The organism is Curtobacterium sp. PhB115 (assembly GCF_003752025.1).
Lineage (GTDB): Bacteria > Actinomycetota > Actinomycetes > Actinomycetales > Microbacteriaceae > Curtobacterium.
The window spans coordinates 390,709-416,728 of record NZ_RJKR01000005.1 but is presented as its reverse complement, the minus strand read 5'-3'; the positions used below and the strand labels follow the sequence as shown (position 1 = coordinate 416,728).

General features: G+C 71.6%; 18 protein-coding genes. 9 read left to right on the top strand and 9 right to left on the bottom strand.

Going from position 1 to position 26,020, the window contains the following annotated elements; genetic code table 11:
- Window positions 1–42 precede the first annotated feature (42 nt).
- Window positions 43–1,362: a magnesium transporter MgtE N-terminal domain-containing protein gene (locus EDF19_RS02150; RefSeq protein ID WP_111084991.1), complete on the bottom strand. Its 1,320-nt coding sequence runs from the start codon at window positions 1,360–1,362 to the stop codon at window positions 43–45.
- Window positions 1,363–1,468: 106 nt separating this feature from the next.
- Here EDF19_RS02150 and EDF19_RS02145 point away from each other — a divergent pair, with 106 nt between their 5' ends.
- The gene (locus EDF19_RS02145; RefSeq protein WP_123679282.1) at window positions 1,469–2,395 is read left to right on the top strand and encodes a general stress protein; all 927 of its coding nucleotides are present in this window, start codon (window positions 1,469–1,471) and stop codon (window positions 2,393–2,395) included.
- Window positions 2,396–2,532: 137 nt separating this feature from the next.
- On the opposite strand, the gene EDF19_RS02140 is transcribed toward EDF19_RS02145, so the two are convergent.
- Together EDF19_RS02140 and EDF19_RS02135 are read right to left on the bottom strand one after the other, a co-directional pair.
- Window positions 2,533–3,009, bottom strand: coding sequence for a GNAT family N-acetyltransferase (locus EDF19_RS02140; RefSeq protein WP_123679281.1), 477 nt, complete (start codon window positions 3,007–3,009; stop codon window positions 2,533–2,535).
- Between the two features lie 9 nt (window positions 3,010–3,018).
- Window positions 3,019–4,503 (bottom strand): aminopeptidase P family protein, encoded by a 1,485-nt coding sequence (locus EDF19_RS02135; protein WP_123679280.1) that lies wholly within the window; start codon window positions 4,501–4,503, stop codon window positions 3,019–3,021.
- A 69-nt stretch (window positions 4,504–4,572) separates the two neighbouring features.
- Here EDF19_RS02135 and EDF19_RS02130 point away from each other — a divergent pair, with 69 nt between their 5' ends.
- Window positions 4,573–5,445, top strand: coding sequence for a PHP domain-containing protein (locus EDF19_RS02130; protein WP_123679279.1), 873 nt, complete (start codon window positions 4,573–4,575; stop codon window positions 5,443–5,445).
- Window positions 5,446–5,634: 189 nt separating this feature from the next.
- Here EDF19_RS02130 and EDF19_RS02125 read toward each other — a convergent pair whose 3' ends face one another.
- The gene (locus tag EDF19_RS02125; protein WP_123679278.1) at window positions 5,635–7,137 is read right to left on the bottom strand and encodes a DEAD/DEAH box helicase; all 1,503 of its coding nucleotides are present in this window, start codon (window positions 7,135–7,137) and stop codon (window positions 5,635–5,637) included.
- A gap of 90 nt (window positions 7,138–7,227) precedes the next feature.
- Here EDF19_RS02125 and EDF19_RS02120 point away from each other — a divergent pair, with 90 nt between their 5' ends.
- Window positions 7,228–7,944, top strand: a complete 717-nt coding sequence (locus tag EDF19_RS02120; RefSeq protein WP_260216855.1) for a ferritin-like domain-containing protein — start codon at window positions 7,228–7,230, stop codon at window positions 7,942–7,944.
- A gap of 30 nt (window positions 7,945–7,974) precedes the next feature.
- On the opposite strand, the gene EDF19_RS02115 is transcribed toward EDF19_RS02120, so the two are convergent.
- Window positions 7,975–8,271, bottom strand: coding sequence for a hypothetical protein (locus tag EDF19_RS02115; RefSeq protein WP_123679277.1), 297 nt, complete (start codon window positions 8,269–8,271; stop codon window positions 7,975–7,977).
- Window positions 8,272–8,275: 4 nt separating this feature from the next.
- Window positions 8,276–8,500: a DUF3107 domain-containing protein gene (locus EDF19_RS02110; protein WP_123679885.1), complete on the bottom strand. Its 225-nt coding sequence runs from the start codon at window positions 8,498–8,500 to the stop codon at window positions 8,276–8,278.
- Between the two features lie 127 nt (window positions 8,501–8,627).
- Here EDF19_RS02110 and EDF19_RS02105 point away from each other — a divergent pair, with 127 nt between their 5' ends.
- Together EDF19_RS02105 and EDF19_RS02100 are read left to right on the top strand one after the other, a co-directional pair.
- Entirely contained in the window at window positions 8,628–11,783 is a 3,156-nt protein-coding gene (locus EDF19_RS02105; RefSeq protein WP_185022630.1) for a UrvD/REP family ATP-dependent DNA helicase, read from the top strand.
- Window positions 11,780–15,031 carry an ATP-dependent DNA helicase gene (locus tag EDF19_RS02100; protein ID WP_185022629.1) on the top strand — a complete coding sequence of 1,084 codons (3,252 nt, stop codon included), beginning with the start codon at window positions 11,780–11,782 and terminating at the stop codon, window positions 15,029–15,031. Before EDF19_RS02105 ends, EDF19_RS02100 begins: the two co-directional genes overlap by 4 nt.
- A gap of 401 nt (window positions 15,032–15,432) precedes the next feature.
- Here the strand turns inward: EDF19_RS02100 and EDF19_RS02095 are convergent, their stop codons facing one another.
- Window positions 15,433–16,431, bottom strand: coding sequence for a phosphotransferase (locus EDF19_RS02095; protein WP_123679883.1), 999 nt, complete (start codon window positions 16,429–16,431; stop codon window positions 15,433–15,435).
- 104 nt (window positions 16,432–16,535) lie between these two features.
- Between EDF19_RS02095 and nudC the strand changes: the two genes are divergently transcribed.
- Both nudC and EDF19_RS02085 read left to right on the top strand, forming a co-directional pair.
- Window positions 16,536–17,471, top strand: a complete 936-nt coding sequence (nudC, locus tag EDF19_RS02090; RefSeq protein ID WP_123679275.1) for an NAD(+) diphosphatase — start codon at window positions 16,536–16,538, stop codon at window positions 17,469–17,471.
- 119 nt (window positions 17,472–17,590) lie between these two features.
- Window positions 17,591–19,321, top strand: a complete 1,731-nt coding sequence (locus EDF19_RS02085) for an ATP-dependent helicase (protein ID WP_123679882.1) — start codon at window positions 17,591–17,593, stop codon at window positions 19,319–19,321.
- On the opposite strand, the gene EDF19_RS02080 is transcribed toward EDF19_RS02085, so the two are convergent.
- A complete protein-coding gene (locus EDF19_RS02080) occupies window positions 19,212–20,069 on the bottom strand; it encodes a TOMM precursor leader peptide-binding protein (RefSeq protein ID WP_123679274.1) in 858 nt (285 codons plus the stop codon). The genes EDF19_RS02085 and EDF19_RS02080 overlap by 110 nt on opposite strands.
- A gap of 60 nt (window positions 20,070–20,129) precedes the next feature.
- Window positions 20,130–21,623, bottom strand: coding sequence for a zinc-dependent metalloprotease (locus EDF19_RS02075; protein WP_260216853.1), 1,494 nt, complete (start codon window positions 21,621–21,623; stop codon window positions 20,130–20,132).
- A 128-nt stretch (window positions 21,624–21,751) separates the two neighbouring features.
- Between EDF19_RS02075 and EDF19_RS02070 the strand changes: the two genes are divergently transcribed.
- Complete coding sequence (locus EDF19_RS02070) at window positions 21,752–22,861, top strand: PDZ domain-containing protein (RefSeq protein ID WP_260216852.1); 1,110 nt, start codon at window positions 21,752–21,754, stop codon at window positions 22,859–22,861.
- A gap of 166 nt (window positions 22,862–23,027) precedes the next feature.
- Window positions 23,028–25,994 (top strand): UPF0182 family protein, encoded by a 2,967-nt coding sequence (locus EDF19_RS02065; RefSeq protein ID WP_185022628.1) that lies wholly within the window; start codon window positions 23,028–23,030, stop codon window positions 25,992–25,994.
- Window positions 25,995–26,020 lie beyond the last annotated feature (26 nt).

Sequence of the window (26,020 nt, the reverse complement as noted above, 5' to 3'; positions counted from 1 at the left end):
GAGTCGAGTCGGACCTCGGAGCGCTCGCGATCGCGCCGGTTCTCATCCGTTCGGGCCACGGGTGGTCCTCCTTCCCGTCGTCACGGGTGTCTTGCGCGGGCGTTGGCGTGGAAGCGGCGAGGGTTCCCCCTCGCCCTGACTTCGCCAGTCGTCCGGCAGGACGTGGTCGAGGACATCGTCGATCGTCACCACCCCGACGAGACGGTGGGCGTCGTCGACCACGGGGACGGAGAGCAGGTTGTACGTCGCCATCACACGAGTGACCTCGGCGGCGCTCGCGTCGACCCGGACCGGTTCGGTCTGCTGGTCGATGAGCGTGCCGAGTCGCTCGTTCGGCGGGTAGCGGAGCATGCGCTGGAAGTGCACCAGCCCGAGGAACCGACCGGTCGGCGGCTCGTACGGCGGCAGCGTGACGCACACCGCGGCACCGAGCACCGGGGCGAGGTCGTGCCGGCGGACGAGGGCGAGGCCCTCGGCGACGGTCGCGTCCGCGGAGACGATGACGGGTTCGGTGGTCATCAGACCACCGGCGGTGTCCGGCTCGTACTCCAGGAGCATGCGGACGTCCTGCGCCTCTTCCGGCTCCATGAGCTGCAGGAGCGCTTCACTCCGCTCGTCGGAGAACTGCGCGAGGACGTCGGCGGCGTCGTCCGGCTGCATCTGGTCGAGGACGTCGGCGGCGCGGGAGTCCTCGAGCCGCGACAGGATCTCGACGCGCTCCTGGTCGGGCATCTCCTCGAGCACGTCGGCGAGCCGGTCGTCGGGGAGTTCCTCGGCGACCTCGAACCGGCGCTCCTCGGGCAGGTCGAGCAGCGTGGACGCCAGGTCGGCGGGCACCAGGTCGGAGTAGGCGGCGATGACGTGCTCGGCGGACTGGGCCTCGCCGGGGAGCTCGTCCTCGGTGACCTCGTTCCAGGTCGCGAACGTCGTCGGACCCTTGCCGAACGGCGACGGCGTGGTCTTCGGCTTGCGGAGGAAGAGCTGCGCGACCTCCCAGTCGCCCTGCCCGCGGTCCTCGATCGCGACGTCCTCGATGGTGGCGCGGATCCGCTGGTTCTTGATCAGGACCTTGCGGCCGAGCATCTCGGCGATCACCCGGACCTCGCCACCGCGCTGCTCGAAGCGGCGCATGTTCACGAGCCCGGTGGTGATGACCTGACCGGCGCCGATGGAGGTGATGCGGCCGACGCTGACGAAGATGCGGCGCTTGCCCGGCACCTCGACGATCAGACCGACGACGTGCGGGGGATCGGCCCGGCGGTAGACCACCAGGACGTCCCTGACCTTGCCCACGCGGTCGCCCGCGGGGTCGAAGACGGAGCACCCGGCGAGGCGGGCGACGAAGACCTTCGTGGCGCTCACCCGACCCAGCGTAGTCGGTGCGTCTGGTCGCCCGGTGCCGACGCCGATCCGGCCGTTCCCCGGTGATGCACGTGCGATTGCAAGGTGTGCGGTGAATGATGGCTGTGTGAGCAATCAGAGCCCCTTCGCCAGCAGGACCGCCCAGGCGTTCCCGACGCTGCCCAAGGGCGACGTCCTCGGAACGTACGACAGCTACCCCGACGCGCAGCGCGTGGTGGCGAAGCTCGCCGAGTCGGACTTCCCGGTGAACCAGCTCTCGATCGTCGGCAACGACCTGAAGACCGTCGAGCGCGTGACCGGCAAGATGACGTACGGCCGCGCAGCCATCGCCGGTGCCCTGTCCGGACTCTGGCTCGGCATCTTCTTCGGCATCGTGCTCACCCTGTTCTCGCCGAGCGCCGGGGGGCTCATCCTCGCCGCCGCCATCATCGGTGCCGCGTTCGGCATGCTCTACGGCATCGTCTCGTTCGCGATCACGAAGCGGCAGCGCGACTTCACGAGCGTCCACCAGGTGCTCGCCACGAACTACCAGATCGTCGTCAACCCGCAGCTGACCGGGCAGGCCCAGAACATCCTCGGCCAGCACGGTGCGACCCAGTCGACGCACTGGAACGAGAGCCCGCAGCAGGGTGCCCCCGGCTCCCCCTACCAGGGACAGCAGCAGCCGTGGCGTCCCGCCCCGCCGCAGCAGCAGTCGCCCTACGGCGGGCACGCCACACCCCACCAGCAGCCGGGAGGCCCGCAGCAGCCCGGCACGTCGGCCCCCGGCACACAGGCAGGTGCGCCCACCGCCGCACCCCGCTACGGCACGAACGACGGACCCCGGTACGGGGAGACCCCGGAGACGGCCGCGGCTCCCGCCGCGCAGCCCGCCGTGCCGGTGCGCCGGCCGGAGGAGCCGCCGCAGTACGGCGAGCGGGTCCCCGGTACGACGCCGCCGGCGCCGGAGAGCGCGCCGGAGCGGCCGGCATCGTCGCCGTCGCCGTCGCTCGAGAAGGACGCTCCGCGCGACGGCGAGGACGACCGCCGCTAGGCGGGTGCGCTGAGCGCTGAGCGCTGAGCGCTGAGCGCTGGGCGCCGGGCGCTGAGCGCCGGGCGCTGAGCGCCGGGCGACCGCGGGCGGCGCGGCTGGACCGTCCGGTCGGCCGGACGGACGGACGGACGGACGGGCTACAGCACCTTCGAGTAACAGATCGACAGCGGGGCGCCGACGTACGGGCCGAAGTTGGCGATGCGCGTGAAGCCCTCGCGCTCGTAGAACCCGACGGCACGCTTCTGCTCGTTGCCGGTCTCGAGCACGAGTGCCGGTGACCCGAGGTCGAGCGCGGCCTCTTCCAGGCGCCGCAGCAGGGCAGCGGCCACGCCGGTCCCGCGCGACTCCGGCCGGACGTACATCCGCTTGATCTCGGTGATCCCGTCGTCGACGACCCGGAGTCCGCCGCACGCCAGCGGGGTCCCGGCGTCGTCGCGCGCCACGAAGAACACGGCGATGGACTCGGCCGTCGGCTTCTCACCCGGCTCGGTGTCGCCACCGTAGGCGCGGTCGATCTCCAGGCGCTGCGCAGCACGGAGGCGCTGCGCGTCCGGCGAGTCGAAGTGCTCGACCTCGATGGAGAAGGTGTTCGGGGAGACCTCTGGCGTCGTCACCCGCTCAGGCTAGCGGCCCGAACGGGCGATCCACCCCTCCACTTCCGAGGGGGTCCGGGGGATGCCGACCGACAGGTTCTCGGCGCCGTCCGCGGTCACGAGGATGTCGTCCTCGATCCGCACGCCGATGCCGCGGAACTCCTCCGGCACGGTCAGGTCGTCCTGCTGGAAGTACAGGCCGGGCTCGATCGTGAAGACCATGCCGGGCTCCACGATGCCGTCGATGTACATCTCGCGACGGGCCTTCGCACAGTCGTGGACGTCGAGGCCGAGGTGGTGGCTCGTGCCGTGCACCATGTAGCGGCGGTGGAACTGGTTGTCCGGCTCGAGGGACTCGTCGGCGGAGACCGGCAGGAAGCCCCACTCGGCGGTCTTCCGCGCGATGACCTCCATCGCGGTGGCGTGCACCTGTCGGAAGGTGATGCCGGGCTTCACGATCGCGAACGCCGCGTCGGCCGCTTCGAGGACGGCCTCGTACACCAGGCGCTGGACCGGCGAGAAGGTGCCGCTGACGGGCAGCGTGCGGGTGATGTCGGCCGTGTAGAACGAGTCGACCTCGACCCCGGCGTCGATGAGGATGAGGTCGCCGGGCTGGACGGCGCCGTCGTTGCGGGTCCAGTGCAGGATGCAGGCGTGGTGGCCGGAGGCGGCGATGGTGTCGTAGCCGACGGTGTTGCCGTCCGCACGGGCCCGGCGGTTGAACGTGCCCTCGACGATGCGCTCGCCGCGGGGGTGTGCGAGGACGGCGTCGAAGTCGGCGATGACGTCGTCGAAGCCGTGCTTCGTGGCGTCGACGGCCTTCCGCATCTCGTTGATCTCGAAGGCGTCCTTCACGAGTCGCTGCTCGGACAGGTCGCGGGCGAGGACGTCGTCGGTGGCCGGGGCGTCGTCGGTCTCGGGGGCACCGCCGACCGCGGCACCGAGGCGCTCGTCGATCGTGCGGGTGAGCTCGGTGTCGGCGTCGCGGACCACCAGGGCCGAGGCGTCGAGCGCGTCGGCGACCGATGAGAAGGCTCCGAGGTCGGCGGTGGCGAGACCGAGGTCCGCGGCGACCGCCTCGAGCGAGGGGCGCGGGCCGACCCAGAACTCACCGATCTCGGGGTTCGCGTAGAACTCTTCGGAGTCGCGTCCGGCGGTGGCGCGGAAGTAGAGCGTGGCGTCGTGTCCGGAACCGTTCGGCGTCATCACCAGCACGGAGCCGACGACGGTGTCGGTGCCCCACCCGGTCAGGTGCGCGAACGTGGAGTGCGGACGGAACGGGTAGTCGCAGTCGTTCGAGCGGACCTTCGCCTGCCCGGCCGGGACCACGATGGTGCGGCCCGGGTGCTGCTCGGAGATGCGGGCGCGACGCTCGGCGGCGAAGGCAGCCTGCTCACGCGGAGCCGGGATCACCTGGTCCCGCTCGGCCCACTGCGACCCGATGAAGTCCTTGAAGGTGGAGGAACCAGGGGTCGTGGAACGGTTGCTCGTCGCGCGGGGAGTCGTGTCGGCCATGCCTCCATCATCGCACCGCCCGGGGCTCGTGGCCTGTGCGGGAGCTCACCTGTGGATAGCATTGTCGACGTGCCCGACCCGTTCATCGACCTGCACGCGCACTCGAGTGTCTCCGACGGCACCGAGCGACCCGCGGAGCTCGTGCGAGCGGCCGCGGCCGCCGGACTGGACGCCGTCGCGCTGACCGACCACGACACGACCGCGGGTTGGGCCGACGCCTCGGCAGCCGCCCGCGAGCTCCCGCTCACGCTCCTGCCCGGGCTCGAGCTGAGCACCCGCGTCGGCTACCGAAGCGTCCACGTGCTCGGCTACCTGGTCGACCCCGAGGACCCCGCCCTGGTCGAGGAGACCGAGCGCATCCGCGACGGACGGCTCTCGCGTGCTCGACGCATGGTCGACCGCATCGGCCAGGACCACCCGATCACGTGGGACGACGTCCTCGCGCAGGCCAGCAAGGGCGCGACGATCGGCCGGCCGCACATCGCCGACGCACTCGTCGCACGTGGGCTCGAGTCCGACCGCAGCGCGGCCTTCCGCGGCATCCTGCACCCCGCGTCCGGCTACTACGAACCGCACGAGGCACCAACGCCCCTGCGTGGGGTCGAGCTGATCCGGCAGGCCGGCGGCGTGCCCGTCATCGCCCACCCGGCAGCGTCGTCGCGGGGGATCGTCATCGACGAGCCGATGCTGCGCGACCTCGTCGACGCCGGGCTCGGCGGGCTCGAGGTCGACCACCGCGAGAACCTGGCCCACGGCAAGCGCACGCTGCTCGACTGGGCGTCGCGCTACGGCCTGCTCGTCACCGGGTCGAGCGACTACCACGGCACCGGCAAGCCGAACCGGCTCGGCGAGCACCGCACGGCGCGGGCCTCGTTCGACGCCATCGTGTCCGAGGCGACGGGCAGCGCGCCCGTGGTCGGACCCGGCTCCCGCCTGTCCTGACGCAGCCCTGACCCGACGCGCCGTCTCACCGAAGCGACAGATCTCGTTCGGCGCGGCCTGACCCATCCGCGAAAGCGACAGACTCCCTCCGACAGTTCGCGGCGATCTGTCGCTTTCGCGGGGGCGGTGTGCGGGTGGAGACGACGAAGGGCCCGTCGCGTCAGCGACGGACCCTTCGGTCTGGAGGCGCTACTCGCCGTCCGACGAGCCCTGCGGTGCCGAGGCGGTCGCCGAGGCATCGCCGGTGCCGGCTCCGCGACGGCGGCGACGGCGGCGACGCTTCGCGGCGCCGTCGGTGGTCGCGCCCTCGGTGGCCGACGTGTCGTCGGTGGGCGCGGAGGTCGGAGCCACGGACTCGGTGGCGGGAGCCTGCGAGGCGGGCTGCTCAGAGCCTCCTGACCGGGTGCGACTGCGCGACCGCGAACGCGACGCGTCACGCGAACCGGACGCGGGACGGTCGCTGGCGCGCTTCTCGGTGGGTCCACCCGCCGACGCGGCGTGTGAGGAGGCGCCGGGCAGGCGGCCCTTCGTCCCCGCGGGGATGTCGAGCTCCTCGAACAGGTGCGGCGACGACGAGTAGGTCTCGACGGGCTCGGGGATGCCGAACTCGAGGGCCTTGTCGATCAGCGTCCACTTGTGCAGGTCGTCCCAGTCGACGAACGTGACCGCGATGCCGGTCTTGCCGGCGCGACCGGTGCGGCCGGCGCGGTGCAGGTACGTGTCCGGGTCGTCCGGGATCGTGTGGTTGATGACGTGCGTGACGTCGTCCACGTCGATCCCGCGGGCCGCGACGTCGGTGGCGATGAGCACGTCGCGCTTGCCGGCCTTGAAGGCGGCCATGGCGCGCTCGCGCTGCTCCTGGTTGAGGTCACCGTGGACCGCTGCGGCGTTGAAGCCGCGGTCCTTCAGTTCCTCGACCAGCTTCGCCGCCGCACGCTTGGTGCGGGTGAAGATCACGGTCTTGCCGCGCCCCTCGGCCTGGAGGATGCGGGCGATGACCTCGTCCTTGTCCAGGGAGTGCGCGCGGTAGATGAGGTGCTTGATGTTGGCCTGCATGAGGCCCTCGTCCGGGTCGGTCGCCCGGATGTGCACCGGACGGCTCATGAACCGGCGGGCGAGCGCGACGATCGGCGCGGGCATCGTGGCCGAGAACAGCATCGTGTGCCGCACCTCGGGGATGGCCTGGAAGATGCGCTCGATGTCCGACAGGAAGCCCAGGTCGAGCATGCGGTCGGCCTCGTCGAGCACCACCTCTTGCACGTGGGAGAGGTCGAGGAGCCGCTGGCGCTGCAGGTCGATCAGGCGCCCGGGGGTGCCGACGACGATCTGGGCACCGGCCTTGAGCTGCTCGATCTGGCCTTCGTACGCCTTGCCGCCGTAGATCGACACGATGGTCGTCGGGCGGTTCGAGGTGGCGACCTCGAGGTCCTCGGTGACCTGCACCGCGAGCTCGCGGGTCGGGACGACGACGAGCGCCTTGACGCCGGGGGCCGGGTCGGCTCCGAGTCGCTGGATGAGGGGGAGACCGAACCCGAAGGTCTTGCCGGTACCCGTCTTGGCCTGGCCGATGATGTCCTGGCCGGTGAGGGCGAGCGGGATCGTCTGCTGCTGGATCGGGAAGGGCTCGAGGATGCCCTTGCCGGCGAGCGCGTCGACGATGTCCTGCTCGATGGAGAGGTCTGCGAAAGTCAAAGAATCACCTTAGTTCTGGTGGAAGTCCCGACCAGTCTACCGACGGGTGGGTCGAGCGGGGCGCGGCGCGGTTCCCGCTATGCTCTTCGGGTGGTGTCGTGGTGGAACCGGAAGCGCGCGGCGCAGCTCGCAGCCGCGTGGCTCGCGTCGCGGAACCCGCGGAACGCCGCCCAGGTCGAGCGCCTCGCGCTCGACGACGTCAGCCCGGAGCTCGACGTCTACCTCGGGCAGGCCGCCTACCTGCAGCTCTCCGTCTACGAGACGATGGGACGAGCCGGGGCATCGGCCCCGACGCTCTCCGGTCGGCTGGTCACGGGTGTCCTGGCGACGACCGCGCTCGACCGGCACCGCACCATCGTCGCCGAGATCGAGCGGATCGGTGAAGACCCCGCGGCACTGATGGCCCCGCACCGCGAGGCGATCGACCTGTTCCTCGAACGGACGAGCGGCGCGGACTGGTACGAGTCGATGCTCACCGGGTACGTCACCGCCGGCATCCTGAACGACCTGTTCGGCAACCTGCTCCGCTCGCTGCCCATCGACGTGCGGCAGCGGCTGCGCTCGGTGTTCGACGCGCGTGAGGAAGCCGCCGTGGTCGAGGAACTGACGGCACGGATCGAGGACGACCCCGAGGTCGGCTCGCGCCTGGCCATGTGGGGGCGGCGGCTCGTCGGGGACACCCTGCTGGTGGCCCGGTCGGCGCTCGCGTCCCACGCCCGAGAGGACCAGGAGCGGCTCGAGCCGGTCTGGACCGAACTCATCGCCGCGCACACGCGCCGGATGGACGCGCTCGGCCTGACGGCCTGAGCTGGTCCGGCTGCCGGTGCCGGGTGCGGCTCAGGCGCCTCGGGTCTTCAGTCGCTCGTAGAACTCGACGTCGGCCTTCGCCCGGCGGGTGCCGAGCAGCCACTCCACGACGAGCGCGACCACGCCGGCCCCGACGAGGGCCACCACCCAGATCCAGGTGGCGCCGTACTGCCAGCCGGCCCAGGTCAGGGCCTCCCACAGCACGGCGGCGGTGATGCCACCGACCGTGGGGCCGATCAGGACGCCGCGGCTGGACCGCCAGGGCAGGACAACGTGCGCGATCCCGCCGATGATGATCCCGCCGAGGACGGCGAAGAGCAGCTCCACGTCGTCAGGCGACGAAGCCGATGCGACGCGCCTCTTCCGCGCCGACCTCGACGTAGGCGAGTGCGGCGACGGGGACGATGAAGCGGCGGCCCTTGTCGTCCTGGAGCGACAGGTGGGTCGACTTCGCCGCGAGGACCTCCGACACGGCCTTCTCGACCTCGTCTGCGGTCTGGGCGGTCTCGAACGCGATCTCGCGCGGGCTGTTGATGATGCCGATCTTGATGTCCACGAGCACAGCGTATCCGAGCGCCCCCGGACGGCATCGGCCGTTCGCCGCGGGCGCACTCGCCGGACCGCTGTCGGGTGCTGCGCGCGTCCGGCCGGGTGGTGTCGGCGGTCATGGGTACCGTACGAGCGTGCCGCAGACCACGCTGACGCCCGCCCCCGCAGACGCCGGGTTCGCGCGCGCGCTGGTCGACGATCCGTCGCAGGCCGCGGTCCTGGCGCTGCCGGACGACCGACACGCTGCGGTGATCGGCGCCCCGGGGACCGGCAAGACGACGACGCTCGCGCGACTCGTCGCCGATCGGATGAACCGAGCCGACGCGATCAGCGCCGACGGCCACGCGACGGTCCTCGCACTCACGTCGGCCCGGACAGCCGCGACCGCCCTGCGCGACCGCCTGGCGTCCGCCGTCGGACGGGTGGTCCCGGGCGCCCTCGCCCGCACCGTCAACTCCCTCGCCTTCCAGATCGTGACGCACGCCGCCGCCGTGCAGGGGCAGGAACCCCCGACCCTCCTGACCGGTGGCGAGCAGGACCGGATCATCGCCGACCTGCTGGCCGGGCACGAGACCGACGGCACCGGCCCGGACTGGCCAGAACCGATCACCGCGGTGGTCCGCGAGCGCGCCGGTTTCCGAACGGCCCTCCGTGACGTGATGATGCGGGCGGTCGCCGCCGGGGTCGAGCCCGACGACATGCGTGAGCTCGGCGACGACGGCGGACGACCCGAGTGGCGGGCGATCGGGGACTTCGTCGACGAGTACCGGGCGACCCTGACGGCGTTCCGGTCGACCGGTCTCGACTCCGGCGAGCTCGTCGCGTTCGCCACCGCCGCCGTGCTCCGGGGCCAGCTCCCGGCGAGCATCGCGGCGCTCCGCACGATCGTCGTCGACGACACCCAAGAGCTCGTCGAGGGCGAGATCGCGCTCCTCGGCGCACTCGCCCGGTCCGGCGTGCAGATCGTGGCGTTCGGTGACCCGGACATCGCGGCCTCGGCGTTCCGCGGGGCCGAGCCGGACGTGCTCGGTCGGCTCGCGGTACGGCTCGGCGTCGACCGCGTCGAGGACTGCTTCCTGACGACCGTGCACCGGCACGCCGCGCCGATCCGGGCGCTCGTCACCGGCGTCACGGCGCGCATCGGCACCGCTGCGGCCGGACGGCAGCGCTCCGCGACGGCGACCGACCAGGACGCCAGGTCCGACGCGGTCGTGCACCTCGAGGGCGCGAGCCGGTCCGCCCTGGTGGTGGCGATCGCCCGACGGCTCCGCGAACACCGGTTGCTCGACGGTGTGCCGTGGCACCGGATGGCCGTCGTGACCCGCAGCGGTGCGGCGATCCCCGAGCTCGTCCGGGCGCTGTCCGTGGCCGAGGTCCCGGCGACGGCGGGTGCCGCTCCGGTGCGACCCCGTGACGACTCCGCCGCGCGCTCGCTCCTCGACGCAGCAGCCGTCGCACTCGGGGTGCTGCCGCTCGACGCCGCACTGGCGACCGCGTTCGCGACCGGGCCGCTCGGTGGGCTCGACACCCTCGCGATGCGCCGGCTCCGGCTCGCCCTGCGCCGCGAAGAGCTGGCGGGCGAGGGCACCCGGACCGCGGACGAGCTCCTCATCGACGCGCTCGGCGCCCCGGAGCGCCTGGCGACCGTCGACGCGGGCTTCGCGCGGCGTGCGACCCGGCTCGCGCGCAGTCTCGTGCAGGCCAGGGCAGACGCCGATTCCGGGGCGAGCATCGAGGAGATCCTCTGGGGCCTGTGGGAGCGCAGCGGCCTGGCGAAGTCCTGGGGCGCACAGTCGGCTGCCGGAGGGGTCGGCGCCGGTGAAGCCGACCGGCACCTCGACGCCGTGGTCGGCCTGTTCACCGCTGCGAAGCGCTTCGTCGAGCGCGCCCCGGACGCCCCGGCTCGCGGGTTCGTCGACGACCTGCTCGGCGCCGACCTGCCCGAGGACTCGATCGGCCCCGACCGGACCGCTGGCCGCGTCCGGGTGCTCACGCCGTCGGCGACGATCGGCCTCGAGTGCGACGTCGTCGTTGTGCTCGGGCTGCAGGACGGCGTGTGGCCGAACACCCGGGTCCGTGGCAGCCTGCTCGACCCCGACGGCCTGGTGCGGGCGGCGGCGGGTGTCGAGCGTTCCCCGATCGACGACCGTGCCGCCGTGGTCGCGGACGAGCTGCGGCTCTTCGCCCGGGCCGTGTCGCGTGCGACCACCCAGGTCGTCATCGGCACGATCGCGAACGACGACGAGTCGCCCTCGCCCTTCGTCCGCCTCGTGCCGGTCCCGCCGGACCGTCAGCCGACCGTGCACCCGCTGTCCCTGCGCGGCCTGGCCGGGTCGCTCCGCCGCCGGGTGGTCGCATCGGGCGACCACGAGGCAGCGTCGGCGCTCGCGCGTCTGGCCGACGCCGAGGTCCCCGGAGCAGCGCCGGACGAGTGGTACGGGCTGGTCGAACCGACCACCGATGCTCCGCTGGTCGACCTGGACGCCGAACCCGCCCCAGAGGTCGAGGGCGGTGAGCCGGTCGCGCCGACCGTGGCCGTCTCACCGTCGCGCATCGGCACCTTCGAGGAGTGCCCGGTGCACTGGTTCGTGCAGACCTTCGGCGGTGGCGCACCGAGCCCCGCGATGGGCATCGGCACGATCGTGCACGAGGCGATGGAGCACGCCACCGAGATCGACGTCGAGTCCCTGTGGGAACGCGTCGAATCGCGATGGGACGAGCTGACGTTCGAATCACCCTGGGTGGCCGACCGCGAGCGCGCCCGGACCCGGCGGATGATCGAGGGGCTCAGCGACTACCTGCGGACCTTCGCCGGGGCGGGGCGACGGCTGCTCGGCGCCGAGACCTCGTTCGCGCTCGTGACGGGGCCGGCCCGGATGCGCGGCAGCATCGACCGCATCGAGATCGACCCGGAGGGCCGCGTGAGCGTGGTGGACCTGAAGACGGGCCGGTCGATGCCTCGTGAGAAGCAGGACATGCCGGAGCACCCGCAGCTCGGCGCGTACCAGCTGGCGGTCGAGGACGGCGCCGTCGAGGGGGTCCCGGCGGGCTCGCCGATGGCCGACGCGCGGCTGGTCTTCGTGCAGAACCCCCGTGGCGGTCAGGCGTTCTCCGAGCGCACCCAGCACGCGTTCGACGACGATGCCCGCGACGCCTACCGGGAGCGCCTGCACGGGGTCGCCCGCGGTATGGCGGCCCGGACGTTCCTGGCGAACGTCGACGACCACTGCGAGAAGGCCCGCACCGGCGTCGAGTGCCGGATCCACGTGGTCTCGGAGGTGACCTGGTGAGCGACACGACCGCGCCCGACACGACGGCAGCTGTTGTCTCCGCGCCCGCTGCCGTCCGGCACGGCGCCGACGCCATCGCCGACGCGCTCGAGCGTCCCCGCCCGACGGCCCAGCAGCGCGCCGTCATCGAGTCCCCGCTCGCCCCGGCCCTCGTCGTCGCGGGTGCCGGCAGCGGGAAGACCGAGACGATGGCCTCCCGCGTGGTCTGGCTGCTCGCGAACGGCTTCGTCCGCCCCGACGAGGTGCTCGGCCTCACCTTCACCCGCAAGGCCGCCGGCGAGCTCTCGGTCCGCATCAACGACCGCATCCGTGCACTCGAGGCGGTCGGGCTGATCACCCCGGGCGACGCGTTCGAGGCGCCGACCGTGTCGACCTACAACGCGTTCGCGAACGCCGTCTTCCGTGAGAACGCCCTGCTGGTCGGACGCGACGGCGAGTCCCAGGTGCTCACCGAACCCTCCGCCTGGCAACTCGCGCGCCGCGTGGTCGTGGCGGCGCGCGACGACCGGCTGGCCGGACTCGACCGCGACGTCGACACGCTCACCGCCGCGGTCGTGGCACTCGCCGGCACGACGTCCGAGCACCTCGTCGAGCCGGAGCAGCTCCGTCGCTTCGCCGCCGAGTTCTCCGAGGTCCTCGAGCTCCCCGGCAACCGGGGCAAGCCGTACCGCGCGATCACCGACGCCGTCGCCGCGATCGGGGGCCTCGAACCACTGGCCGACCTCGTCGCGGAGTTCCGTCGGCAGAAGGTCGACCGGGGCTTCGTCGAGTTCTCCGACCAGATCGCGCTCGCGCTCGCCGCGGCCGAGTCGGCGCCGCGGGTCGTGACCGAGCTGCGGCAGCGGTTCCGCGTGGTGCTCCTCGACGAGTACCAGGACACATCGGTCGTGCAGACCCGGTTCCTCGCGCGGCTGTTCCGCGGGCACTCGGTGATGGCGGTGGGGGACCCGCACCAGTCCATCTACGGGTTCCGTGGGGCGAGCGCCGCGAACCTCGCCCGGTTCCCGCGCGACTTCGGCGGCGACGATCCGGACGCGCCGCGGCCCGTCACCTTCGCGTTGTCGACGAGCTGGCGGAACCCGGTCGACGTCCTCGCCGGGGCGAACGCCGTCGTCGCGCCGCTCTCGGATGCGTCCGAAGTCGCCGTCGAACGACTCTCACCACGACCCGGTGCCGACGCCGGCACGGTGCGCGTGGTCTTCCCGGAGACCCTGCCGGAAGAAGCGGACGAGGTCGCGGTGTGGTTCCAGGACCACCGGAAGCGCAACCCCGGCGGTTCGATGGCCCTGCTGCTGCGTGCCCGGAAGGACCTCGCCGCGTTCACCGGGGCGCTCGGTGCACGCGGGGTGCCGTTCCACGTGCTCGGCACCGGCGGACTGCTCCAGCGCCCGGAGATCGTCGACCTGGTGGCGTGCCTCCGGGTGCTGCACGACCCCGCGGCGGGCAACGACCTCATCCGCCTGCTCGCCGGCGCGCGCTGGCGGGTCGGTGCGGCGGACATCGCGGCGCTGCACCAGCTCGCTCGGTGGCTGTTCCAGCGCGACCACACCCAGCAGCGCCTCGACGACGAGCTGACCGCGGCCTTCCGAGCGTCCGTCGCCGCGGGGGAGCACGGTTCGATCGTCGACGCCCTCGACTTCGTGGCGACCGCGCCGGACGAGCACGGTGCGCTGCAGGGAATCACCGCCGCCGGCCGGAGCCGGATGCGGGAGCTCGGCGGGCAGTTGGCGGTGCTCCGGTCGCGTGCCGGTAGCGACCTGGTGGACTTCGTGACCCTCGTCGTGCAGGAGATGCGCCTCGACATCGAGGTCGCGGCCCACGAGCAGGGCAGCGGCGCGTACCTCGACGCGTTCATCGACGAGCTCGCCGGGTTCGTGTCGACGGACGACCGCGCCGACCTCGGGTCCTTCCTGGGGTGGATCGACGCTGCGGCACGTCGCGACGACATGGGACCGCGGTCCGAGGAACCCGAGGCCGGCACCGTCCAGATCCTGACCATCCACGGTTCGAAGGGCCTCGAGTGGGACGCCGTGGCGGTGCCGCGCATGGTCGAGGGCGGGTTGCCGGCCCGCCCGCTGGAGGGCTCGTCGGGGTGGATCGGGTTCGGGCGCCTGCCGTACGAGTTCCGCGGCGACGCGGCCGAGCTGCCGGACCTGGCCTGGCGCGGCCAGGAGACCCAGAAGGACGTCACCACGGCGATCGACGCGTTCAAGGAACAGGTGAAGGCGCGCAACGAGGACGAGGAGCGACGGCTCACGTACGTCGCGCTCACCCGTGCACGGCACGACCTGCTCGTTTCCGGGTCGTTCTGGGCCGGCGGGGTCAAGCCGACCGAGCCGAGCCGGTACCTCCGAGACCTGGTCGACGCCGAGGTCATCGACGGTGCCGCGATCCCGGAGACCACGGTGCACGACGAGAACCCGATGGGCGAGGACGGCGCGACCCAGTCCTGGCCGCACGTGCCGTTCGGACAGCGGGCGCCGCGGGTGCTCGCGGCTGCCGAACGGGTGCGGAACGCGAACCCGGGCGCCTCCGGTCGGTACGCCGCCGACATCGACCTGCTGCTCGCGGAACGACAGGCGACGCGGAACGCGAAGCACGCCGTCGTCGTGCCGCACCGCGTGCCCGCCTCGGGGTTCAAGGACTACCTGACCGAACCCAGCGCCGTGGCGGAACGCCTGCGTCGGCCGATGCCGGAGCGGCCGTACCGGGCGACCCGCCTCGGGACACTGTTCCACCAGTGGGTCGAGCGACGCGCCGGCAACGGGGGAGCGCTCGAGACCCTCGACGTCTGGGACGGCGAACTCGACCTCGATGCCGACGACCTCGTCGACGCCGCTCCGGATGCCGTGGTCACCGACGACGACGCACGGCGCCTGGCGGACTTCCAGGCGACCTTCGCGCGGTCACGCTGGGCCGGACTGACCCCGGTGGAGGTCGAGCGCGAGATCCACATCCCGTTCCTCGGCCACAGCGTGATCTGCAAGCTCGACGCGGTCTACGAGATCGACGGACGCGCCGAGGTCGTCGACTGGAAGACGGGCAAGCCGCCGACCGGTGCCGAGGACCTCCGTCGCCGCACGCTGCAGCTGGCGCTCTACCGGGTCGCCTACGCCGAGTTCACCGGCCGCCCGCTCGAGCAGGTCGATGCGGTGTTCTACTTCGTCGCCGATGACCTCGAGGTGCGTCCGACGGAACTGCTGGACCGTGCCGGGCTCGAGCGCGCGTGGTCGGTGGCGATCGGCTGACGTCCCGCGGTCGGGCGGAAGGCGCGCCGCGCCCGTGTCGTGCTCCGCTCGTGTCGTGTCGTGCCGCGCTCGTGTCGTGCTCCGCCCGTGTCGAGCCGCGCTCGTGTCGAGCTGCGCTCGTGTCGAGCCGCGCCCGTGTCGAGCCGCGCTCGTGTCGTGCTCCGCCCTGGAGGCCCGGTGCCGGTCCGCCGGGCCGGCACCGGGCCTCCAGGCGGTCGCGTCACGTGCCCGGGCGGCAGCCGGGATCGGTCACGACACACCGCAGGACGCACAGCGAGTGGTCACAAACCGTCGGGTGGACACCCTGCGACCGACAGATCCTGACCGCTCGGCGGAACTGAGCGGGGAGTCGTGACCACCGCGTGGCGTTATGAAACGAGACGGCGTGGAACGAGACGGCGTCAGCCGTGCCGGCGCTCGGTCGACGACAGCAGCTGCTCGACCTCGCCGATCTCCATCGTCTCGGGCGAGACCGACCCGAGCGGCGCCGCACTCGGCGCGTGCACCGCGTCGACCAGCCGGTGCATCATCGCGACGGCGTCGTCGACGACCTCGGTACTCTTCGCCTGCACGCCGTGCAGCAGCCAGTGCGCCGTCTCGAGCTCGTGGTGCACCCGGGCACGCTGCGCGAGCTGGCGGTCGCGGCCGCCGCCGTTCGCCTCGTACGCGCTGAGGACGGTGTCGAACGCGTCCTTCCGGCCGGCGAGCACCCATGCGAGGTCCTTCGCCGGGTCACCGAGCCGCAGCTCGCCCCAGTCGAGGATCCCGCTCACCGCGTCGCCGTCGACGAGCAACGCACCGGTGCCGAGGGAGCCGTGCACGACCGTGGGCGTGAACTGCCAGAGCTGCTGGTCGCGAGCCGCACCCTCCCAGCGTTCGACGAGCGCCGCGGGGACGAGCTTGGTGGCGACGGCGCGGTCCATCACGGACACGGCCGAGCGCAGCACCTCGAAGGGGGTGAGCGACGGCAGACCGGCGTCGGAGACGAAGCTCGTCGGCAGCTGGTGGATCGCGGCGACGGCGCGGCCGACGCTGGTGGCGAGGTTGGGGCGCTCCACGAGCGACGCGAGCGTCGGGTGCGAGCCCGTCAAGCGCGTGGTGACGATGGCGCGGGTCGAGCCGATCGGCGCCTGCCCGCGGTACTCGGCCACGCCGAACGGGAGGCGCGTGCGGATCCCGGCGCTCAGCGCACGGATCGCGACGAGGTCGGCCGACTGTCGGGCTTCCGCCCGCTGGTTCCGGGGACGACGGATCACCGTCTCGACGCCGTCCGCGTCGCGGAGGAGGGCAGATTCGTAGTCGCCGGCCGCGGCCGAGCCGAGCGTGCGCGTGCCCGTGACGAGGAGACCTGGAACGGCCGTCGTCGCCAACGCGGCTAGAGTGAACTGGGATCCCGCCATGCCCATCAGGGTAGGTGCGTGGGACGTGCACGGGTGCACGCCACGCTGTTCCCGAAGCCTTCCTGCACCGCCTTCCCTGCACTCGAACCGAGGAGCCCTCTGCCGTGACCGTCGAGTTCGCCGCCCGGCTCCCGCTCTCCCGCAACGAACTCGACCGCGATGCCGAGTTCCGCACGACGGAAGACCTCGAGCGCGTCCTCCGCGAGGACCCCGCGACCCGGTACCTGCCGGTCCACGGCGCCGAGATGCTCCGGAACGCCGACGGCGCCCTCCGGTTCGTGACCGCTGCCGAGATCCCGGAGGGCACGGTGACGCTGTACCTCGGCCGTGCCGTGTCGGACGCTGCCGACGCCCCGGCCGGCACCCGCTTCGTCGCAGCCTTCGTCGACGCCGCGACCGCCGCGGCCATCGAGCCGTCGGACCACGCCTGGGAGAGCCTCCGCATGTTCGGCACCGAGCTGTCCCCGCGCGACCAGGGTCTGGCGGTGGAGGCCGTCGCGATGGCGAACTGGCACGCCGTGCACGGGTTCTCGCCCCGCACCGGTTCGGCGACGGCCGTCGTCACCGGGGGTTGGGTGCGCCGCGACCCCGAGGGGCACGAACACTTCCCGCGCACCGACGCGGCGATCATCGTCGGCGTCGTCGACGCCGACGACCGGATCCTGCTCGGCTCGAACGCGGCGTGGGACGCGAACCGGTACTCGCTGCTCGCCGGGTTCGTCGAACCGGGGGAGTCGCTGGAGGACGCCGTCCGCCGCGAGGTCTTCGAGGAGTCGGGCGTGCACGTCGAGGAGCCGGAGTACCTCGGCTCGCAGCCGTGGCCGTTCCCCGCCTCGCTGATGGTCGGCTTCCGCGCCCGTGCGGTGGACGGCGACCCGTCGACCGCCCGGCCGGACGGGGTGGAGATCCTCGACGTCCGCTGGTTCTCGCGCGACGAGATCCGCGAGCGTGCGGGCGACACCCTGCTGCTGCCGGGTCGCACCTCGATCGCCCGCGCCATCATCGAGGAGTGGTACGGCGGCCCGCTGGACCTGCCGTGAACACCGCTGGTCGCGGTCCGGTGCCGGCTGGCTCCGGTTCGGCCGCTGGCGCTGGCGCTGATTCGGGCGCCGGCGCTCGTTCGGCCGCTGGCGCTGGCGCTGGTTCGGCCCGCTCGGGCATTCCTGCCGAGGTCCGTCCGCCGTCGCCCGACGAACTGCTCGCCGCGCTCGACGCTGAACAGCGCACGGTCGCCAGGACACTGCTCGGACCCGTGGCGGTGCTGGCCGGCGCCGGGACCGGCAAGACCCGTGCCATCACGCACCGGATCGCGTACGGCGTCGCGACCGGCACCTACGCGCCGAACCACGTGCTCGCCCTGACCTTCACGAGCCGCGCAGCGGGGGAGCTGCGGTCCCGACTCCGATCGCTGGGCGCCGGCACCGTGCAGGCACGCACCTTCCACGCCGCCGCGATGGCGCAGCTCAGCTACTTCTGGCCGGACACCGTGGGCGGACACGCGCCGAAGATCGTCGAGTCGAAGGGGCGCATGATCGCCCACGCGGCGGACACCGTCGGCATGCAGGTCGACACCCCGGTGCTCCGTGACCTGGCCGCTGAGGTCGAGTGGCGCAAGGTGCAGATGCTCACGCTCGAGGAGTACGAGGCCGCCGCCGCCGACCGGGTGATGCCGCGGGACACCTCGCCCCGTCGGGTGATCGACCTGATGAAGGCGTACGAGCGTCTGAAGGACGACCGCCGGCAGCTCGACTTCGAGGACGTCCTCCTCACCACCCTCGGAATGGTCGAGTCCGAGCCGCGGGTGGCCTCGTACGTCCGGCAGCAGTACCGGTTCTTCGTGGTCGACGAGTACCAGGACGTCTCGCCCGTGCAGCACGACCTGCTCCGGGCCTGGCTCGGCGGGCGCGACGACCTGTGCGTCGTCGGCGATGCGAGCCAGACGATCTACTCGTTCGCCGGGGCCTCGAGCGACTACCTGCTCGGGTTCGGCTCGGAGTTCCCCCGCGGATCGGTCCTGCGGCTCGAACGGAACTACCGCTCCACCAAGGAGGTCGTGTACGCCGCGAACGCCCTGATGCGCGGCCAACCCGGGGCACTCGACCTCGTCGCGCAGACCCAGGAGCCCGGGCCGGACCCGGTCGTCGTGCCCTGTGTGCACGACGGGGACGAGGCTCAGACGATCGCCCGCCGGATCGCCGAACTCGTCGCCGCCGGTGCGACCTACGGCGACTGCGCCGTGCTGTTCCGCGTCGGCGCGCAGTCCGCCGCGCTGGAGTCCGCGCTCGGCCGCAACGGGATCCCGTACCGGGTGCAGGGCGGCACCCGGTTCTTCAACCGACCCGAGGTCAAGCTCGCCGTGCACCACATGCGCGGCGAAGCGATCCGCCAGACCGACGACGAACTCACCCGCCGGGTGCGGCTCGTGCTGCAGGTCAGCGGCTGGACACCCACGGCGCCCGAGGGGACCGGAGCCGTCCGCGAGCAGTGGGAGGCGCTGCAAGCGATCATGGGGCTCGCCGAGGACGCTCCCGCCGGCACCACCATGCAGCAGTTCACGCAGGACCTCGTCGATCGGGCCGCGACCCACCACGAGCCGGAGGTCGACGCGGTCACCCTCGCGACCCTGCACTCGTCGAAGGGTCTCGAGTGGCCGAACGTGGTGATCGCCGGTGCTGCCGAGGGCCTGCTGCCGATCTCGCACGCCACCACCGACACCGAGATCGACGAGGAACGCCGACTGTTCTACGTGGGGTTGACCCGTGCCCGGCGCAGCGTCACGATCACGTGGTCGCAACAGGGCTCCACGCGTGGGGGAGCTCGGGCTCCGAGTCGGTTCCTGGCAGCGCTCGGCACGCGCACCGTGGATGGGGCGGCACCGGCGAACGGCTGACCGACAGGTCTCCGCGCTCGAACACCACCTGGTCCGGGTCGGCGCGCTGTGTGCGGAGGGGCAGCCGCTCGACGAGCATCCTGGCCGCCGCCGCGGCCACGGCGGCGGTGCGCCACGGTGACAGCGGGGCGGCCGGACGGCCCCAGATCTGCGAAGCGACGGCCGGCCAGACGGGATCGGCGTCGGCCCGGCAGAACTCCGCGCACTGGAGGCACGGGCCGGCGCCCGGCACGACGAACGGCCCGAGACGGACGCGTCCATCGCCCACCACCACCGCCAGGTGCGGCACGCCTCGCCTGGTCCACGCGGCGCGGAGCGCCGGATCGACGACGTGGTCGGCCACCACCACCGCGAGCCTCGGATCGAGCTCGGGCAGCTCGACCGGACCGCCGCGAGGCGAGGACGTCCGGACGACGGTCACCCCCTCGCCCGACAGGAACGCGGCCACCGTGTCGGCGAGCGGCACGGAGCCGTGCACCTCCACACGCTCCAGCGGCTCGGGCAGGACGTCGATCACCGCGGGCGACGCCGCACCGAGCACCCGGGCAGCGACCTCGGGACGGCAGCCGGACGCAGCGGCCAACCCGTTCAGGGCTTCGCGGCCGGTCTCGCGACGGAGGGCGCAGAGGAAGCGTTCCTCGGCGGTGGTGGGGACGGCGACCACTGCACGTGGTGGATCGACGCCGAGCTGCACCGTGCCGGGGTCACGCCAGACGAACTCGAGTGTCGGATCGATGCGGATGCCCATGACCCCACGGTGCCGGATGCGCGGGCACGCGTGGGGTCACGGAGCGGATCTGTGGAGAACTCAGCGGGGCTGGTCGCCGTCGCCGTCCTTGTCGGTCTCGTCGCGCTCGTCGTTCGTGTCGCGCTCGTCGTTCGTGTCGTTCGTGTCGTTCTTGTCGTTCGTGTTGTTCGTGTTGTTCGTGTTGTTCTCGACCGCTTCGTCCACGCCGCCGGACTCGTCCTCGTGCGGACGGGCGCCGGTCGCGTCGTTGAGCAGGTCCTCGAGCGCCTTGTCGAACGCGTCGTCCTCGTCGCTCTGGGACGGGTTCTGGAGTCGGGCGACGAGGGCGTCCGGCGCGTCGATGTCGTCAGAGGTCGGGACGAGGTCGAAGTGCGACCAGAGGGCATCCCGCTGTTCGGCGCCGAGCACGTCCGTCACGCGCTGCCACATCGCCGCGGCTTCACGCAGACGGCGTGGACGCAGCTCGAGGCCGACGAGCGTCGCGAACGCGGACTCGGCCGGCCCACCGGCAGCGCGGCGGCGACGGACCATCTCGGCGATCGCTCCGGCCTTCGGCAGGCGTGCGGTCGCTGCGGCGGTCACGGTGTCGACCCAGCCCTCGACCAGGGCGAGCATGGTCTCGAGGCGGGCGAGCGCGGCGTCCTGCTCCGGAGTCCGCGGCGGGATGAGCGCACCCGAGGCGAGCGCGTCGCGCAGCTGCTCCTGGTTGGTGGGGTCGATGTCTGCTGCGAGTTCCTCGACGCGGTCGAAGGGGATGTGGATGCCCCGGGCGTAGTCGGTGATCGAGGAGATGATGTGCAGTCGCAGCCAGCGCGCGGAGCGGAACAGTCGGGCGTGTGCGAGCTCACGGACCGCGAGGTAGATGCGCACCTCGTCCTCGGAGACGTCGAGCCCCTCGGCGAACTCGGCCACGTTCTGCGGCACGAGGGCGGCGACCTGCTCGTCCAGGAGCGGGACGCCGACGTCACCGCCGGAGACGACCTCCTTCGAGAGCTGCCCGACGACCTGGCCGAGCTGGATCGCGAAGAGCGCGCCGCCGACGCCGCGCATCGCCTTCGAGACGTCGCCGAGCATGGCCTTGAGCTGTTCTGGTGCCCGCTGGTCGATCGCCTCGGTCAGTGCGTCCGCGATGCTGAACGCCACCGGCTCCGCGATCTGGGTCCAGACCGGGGTGGTCGCCTTCGCCCACTGCTCGCGGGTGTACAGGCTCGGGGTCGCGGTGAGCTCGGCGACGGTCGTGACCTCGTCGAGCCAGAGGGCGGCGACCTGGAACGCCTGGTCGGCCGCCTGCGAGGTCACGGGGTCGACCGGGTGGCCGCCGTCACGGGCGATCGCGGTGGCCCGCTCGAGGGTCGCCGAGAAGTCGATGCCGTCCCCGCCGGACTGTGCGGCGCGCTGCAACTGGCTCATCAGGTTCGCCACGAAGGCCGGGTCGTTCGGCAGGCCGGCGGCACCGGCGAGCTGCGACGGGTCGATCTGGCCCTCGCCGGAGAGCAGCTTGCGCAGCATCTCCTGGAAGTCGTCGTCCGGCCCCGGCTGTGGTTCATCAGGCATGCCGACTACGCTAATCGCTGCTCACGGGGCCGGACCTGGGACGCCCCCGTGGGAACGCCCGAACCGCTGCGCCGAGGGCGAACAGCCCGCCGTCAGGTGTGGGCGACCACCCCCTGGAAGGACCCCGCGTGACCCTCTTCGCCCCCGCGCCCCGTCGTCGTTCGCGAGCCAGGACGGTCGGCTGGGCGTTCGTGATCGGCGCCGTGGTCCTCGGGCTCCTGGCGAGCCTGCTGCCGAGCCCGTACCTCATCGAGGTCCCCGGGCCCGTGTACAACACGATCGGCACGCAGGAGCAGGGCACCGGCAAGGACGCGAAGCAGGTCAAGCTCATCCAGGTCTCCGGCCACGAGACGTACCCGACGGCTGGTGCGCTCGACATGCTGACCGTCGGCATCCAGGGCGACGCCACGAACCGCCCCACGTGGACGAGCGTCATCCGTGCGCTGTTCACCAAGTCGCAGGCCGTCATCCCCGTCGAGGCGATCTACCCGAGCGGCACCACGACCGAGCAGGTCAACGAGCAGGACTCCGCCGACATGCAGGCTTCCCAGCAGTCGGCCGTCGCCGCGGCCCTCATCCAGCAGGGGAACGACCTGCCGACCGACCTCGTCGTCGGCACCGTGCAGAAGGGGTCGGCGGCCGACGGCACGATCGAGAAGGGTGACGTGATCACCGCGTTCGACGGCACGGCGCTCACCACGAACGCCGACGCGACGTCGCTGCGCGAACTCGTCGCGAAGCACGGCACCTCCACCCCGGCGACCGTCACCATCGAGCGCGACGGCGCGACGAAGGACGTCCAGGTCACCCCGCGCGACGAGCAGGGCACGGCGCTGATCGGCGTGGGCGTCACCGAGCGGTACGACTTCCCGTTCGACGTGTCCATCAAGCTCCAGGACGTCGGCGGTCCGTCGGCCGGCATGATGTTCGCGCTCGGGATCATCGACGAGATCACGCCGGGCAAGCTGAACGGCGGCAAGCACGTCGCCGGGACCGGGACGATCACCGCCGACGGTGAGGTCGGCGCGATCGGCGGTATCCGGCAGAAGCTCTACGGTGCGAAGGACGCTGGCGCCACGGTCTTCCTCGCCCCGGCCGACAACTGCGACGAGGTCGTCGGGCACGTCCCGGACGGTCTCGACGTCTACAAGGTGTCGACGCTCGACCAGGCCGTCACCGACCTGCAGACCATCGCCGACGGCGGGAGCACCGCGAAGCTCGCCCGCTGCGGATCCTGACCGGGTTCCTGAGTCCCCGCACAGCTTCATGCGCAGTCCGGTCCAATAGGATGAGTGACACTGACGGCCCGCCGCGAGCCGGGCCCGCCGGTCCGACACGTCTGGAGCACATCAAGTGACGACAACCTCGTCCACCTCGGGGCGGCGTTCGCCGCGGGTCCCGATCGTGGTCACGATCATCGTGCTGGCCGCACTGGTGATCGGCTTCTTCATCTTCGCCAGCCTGTACACCGACTACGCATGGTTCGCGCAGCTCGGCTTCCAGCAGGTCCTGACCACGCGGTGGATCGCGGGGACGCTCATGTTCCTCGCCGGGTTCCTCGGCATGGCGGTCCCGGTGTACGTGAGCATCGGCCTCGCGTTCCGGTTCCGGCCGGTCTACGCGAAGCTGAACTCACAGCTCGACCGCTACCAGCAGGTCATCGAGCCGCTGCGACGCGCCGTGATGATCGGCATCCCGGTCGTGCTCGGCATCTTCGCCGGGCTGTCGACCGCGGGTCGCTGGAGCATGGTGCTCGAGTACTTCAACCGCACGCCCTTCGGCAAGACCGATCCGCAGTTCGGCCTCGACATCGGCTTCTACGTCTTCGAGCTGCCGTTCTGGCGTTCGATCGTGGCGTACTCGTCCGCCGTCGTCCTGATCGCCGGTCTCGCCGCACTCGCAGCGTGCTACCTCTACGGGGCGCTGCGGTTCGGCGGGCGTGAGGTCCGGATCTCCCGCGCGGCACGCATCCAGCTCGCGATCACAGCTGCGGTCTACATCGCGCTGCAGGCCGTCAGCCTCTGGCTCGACCAGTACGCGGCCCTGACGAAGAGCAACTCGCTGATCACCGGTGCCCAGTACACCGAGGTGAACGCGGTGATCCCCGGTCGCGAGATCATGGCGGGCATCGCGGCGATCGTCGCGATCCTCTTCATCGTCACCGCGGTCATCGGCCGCTGGCGCATCTCGATCGTCGGCACCGGGCTGCTGCTCGTCGCCGCGATCGTCATCGGTGGCATCTACCCCTGGATCGTGCAGCGTCTGCAGGTCAAGCCGTCGGAGCGTACCTACGAGTCCGCGTACATCGAGCGGAACATCAAGGCCACGCGCGACGCGTACGGCGTCTCCGGGGTCGAGGAGCAGAACTACGACGCGACGACCGAGGCGAGCACCGGTGCCCTCGCGCAGGACGCCCAGACGACGGCGAACATCCGCCTGATCGACCCGAAGATCGTCTCCGACACCTTCAGCCAGCTCCAGCAGTACCGGCAGTACTACCAGTTCCCGGACGAGCTCGACGTCGACCGCTACGACGTCAAGGGCGAGACCGAGGACACCGTGATCGCGGTCCGCGACATCGACCTCGACGGCCTGAGCGCCGCCGCGAACACGCAGTACAACCGGGCGTTCGTCTACACGCACGGCTACGGCGTCACCGCGGCGTACGGCAACCAGCGCGCGAGCGACGGCAAGCCCGTCTTCCTCGAGTCGGGGATCCCGTCGAACGGTGCCCTGGGCGACTTCCAGCAGCGCGTGTACTTCGGCGAGACCTCGCCGTCGTACTCGATCGTCGGCGCCCCCAAGGGCTCGAAGGACGTCGAGCTCGACTACCCGTCCGGTTCCGACGACGACAACGGCGGCAACGCCACGACGACGTACGCGGGCAACGGCGGACCGAGCCTCGGCAACTTCTTCAACCGACTCGTCTACGCGGCGAAGTTCCAGTCGGAGCAGATCCTGCTGTCGAACGCGGTGAACAAGGACTCGCAGATCCTCTACGACCGCGACCCGATCACCCGTGTGCAGAAGGTCGCTCCGTACCTGACGCTCGACAGCGACGCGTACCCGGCGATCGTCGACCACCGCATCCAGTGGGTCGTCGACGGCTACACGACGAGCGACGCCTACCCGTACTCGCAGAGCCAGAGCCTGTCGGACAGCATCGCCGGCGCCGAGACCTCCGCGTACCGCACGGACCAGGTGAACTACATCCGGAACTCGGTGAAGGCCACGGTCGACGCCTACACGGGCAAGGTGACCCTGTACGCCTGGGACACCAAGGACCCGGTGCTGAAGACGTGGCAGAAGATCTTCCCGACCTCGATCAAGTCGGTGTCGAGCATGAGCGCGGAACTCCTCGACCACGTGCGCTACCCGACCGACCTCTTCAAGGTGCAGCGCTCGATCCTCGGCACCTACCACGTGACGAACGCGAACTCGTTCTACTCGGGCGACGACGCGTGGAACACGCCACAAGAGCCGACGACGACCGGGTCCGGCGACACGGACACCGATTCCACCACCACGTCGACGACCACGAACGCCCTCGGGACGCAGACGACGACGAGTCGGGCGAACCTGCAGGATCCGTACTACCTGACGATGAAGGTGCCGGGTCAGGGGACCGCGTACACGCTGTACACGACCTACATACCCCAGCAGTCGGCCGGTGCGAACAACCGCAACGTGCTGACCGGGTACCTCGCCGTCGACTCCGACGCCGGTGGTGCCGGCAAGGGGAAGAAGGCCTCCGGCTACGGCAAACTCACGCTGTTGACGATGCCGAAGACCGACAACATCCCAGGTCCGGCGCAGGTGCAGAACCTGTTCAACTCCGACACCACGGTGTCGCAGGAGCTGAACATCCTGAAGCGCGGCAACTCGACCGTGAAGCAGGGCAACCTGCTCACACTGCCGGTCGGCGGGGGCTTCCTGTACGTGCAGCCCGTCTACGTGCAGTCGACGTCGAGCGGTTCGTACCCGCTGCTGCAGAAGGTCCTCGTGGCCTTCGGCGACAAGATCGCGTTCGAGGACACCCTCGACGAGGCGCTGAACGAGCTGTTCGGCGGCGACTCGGGTGCGGCGGCCGGTGACTCCGGTGCCAGTGGCTCGGGCAGCGGTTCCGACAGTGGTTCGTCGGATAGCGGTTCCGACAGCGGCTCGTCCGACAGTGGCTCGGGCTCGACGGGCTCGACCGGCTCCGGCACCGTCGACAACGACGCGCTGCAGCAGGCACTGTCCGATGCGAACGACGCCCTGCAGGACCGTCAGCAGGCCTACGCGGACAATGACCTGGTCGCCGCAGCAGAGGCCGACCAGCGCCTCCAGGACGCGATCGAAGCGGCCACCGCCGCCGAGAACGGGAACTGACACGCCGTGGCGGGGCACTCGATTTG

Excerpts from the sequence above, each read along its gene's own strand:
- EDF19_RS02135 (WP_123679280.1), bottom strand. The coding sequence starts at position 4,503 with ATGGCCGACACGACTCCCCGCGCGACGAGCAACCGTTCCACGACCCCT.
- EDF19_RS02080 (WP_123679274.1), bottom strand. The coding sequence starts at position 20,069 with ATGGGCATCCGCATCGATCCGACACTCGAGTTCGTCTGGCGTGACCCC.
- EDF19_RS02075 (WP_260216853.1), bottom strand. The coding sequence starts at position 21,623 with ATGCCTGATGAACCACAGCCGGGGCCGGACGACGACTTCCAGGAGATG.
- EDF19_RS02095 (WP_123679883.1), bottom strand. The coding sequence starts at position 16,431 with ATGGCGGGATCCCAGTTCACTCTAGCCGCGTTGGCGACGACGGCCGTT.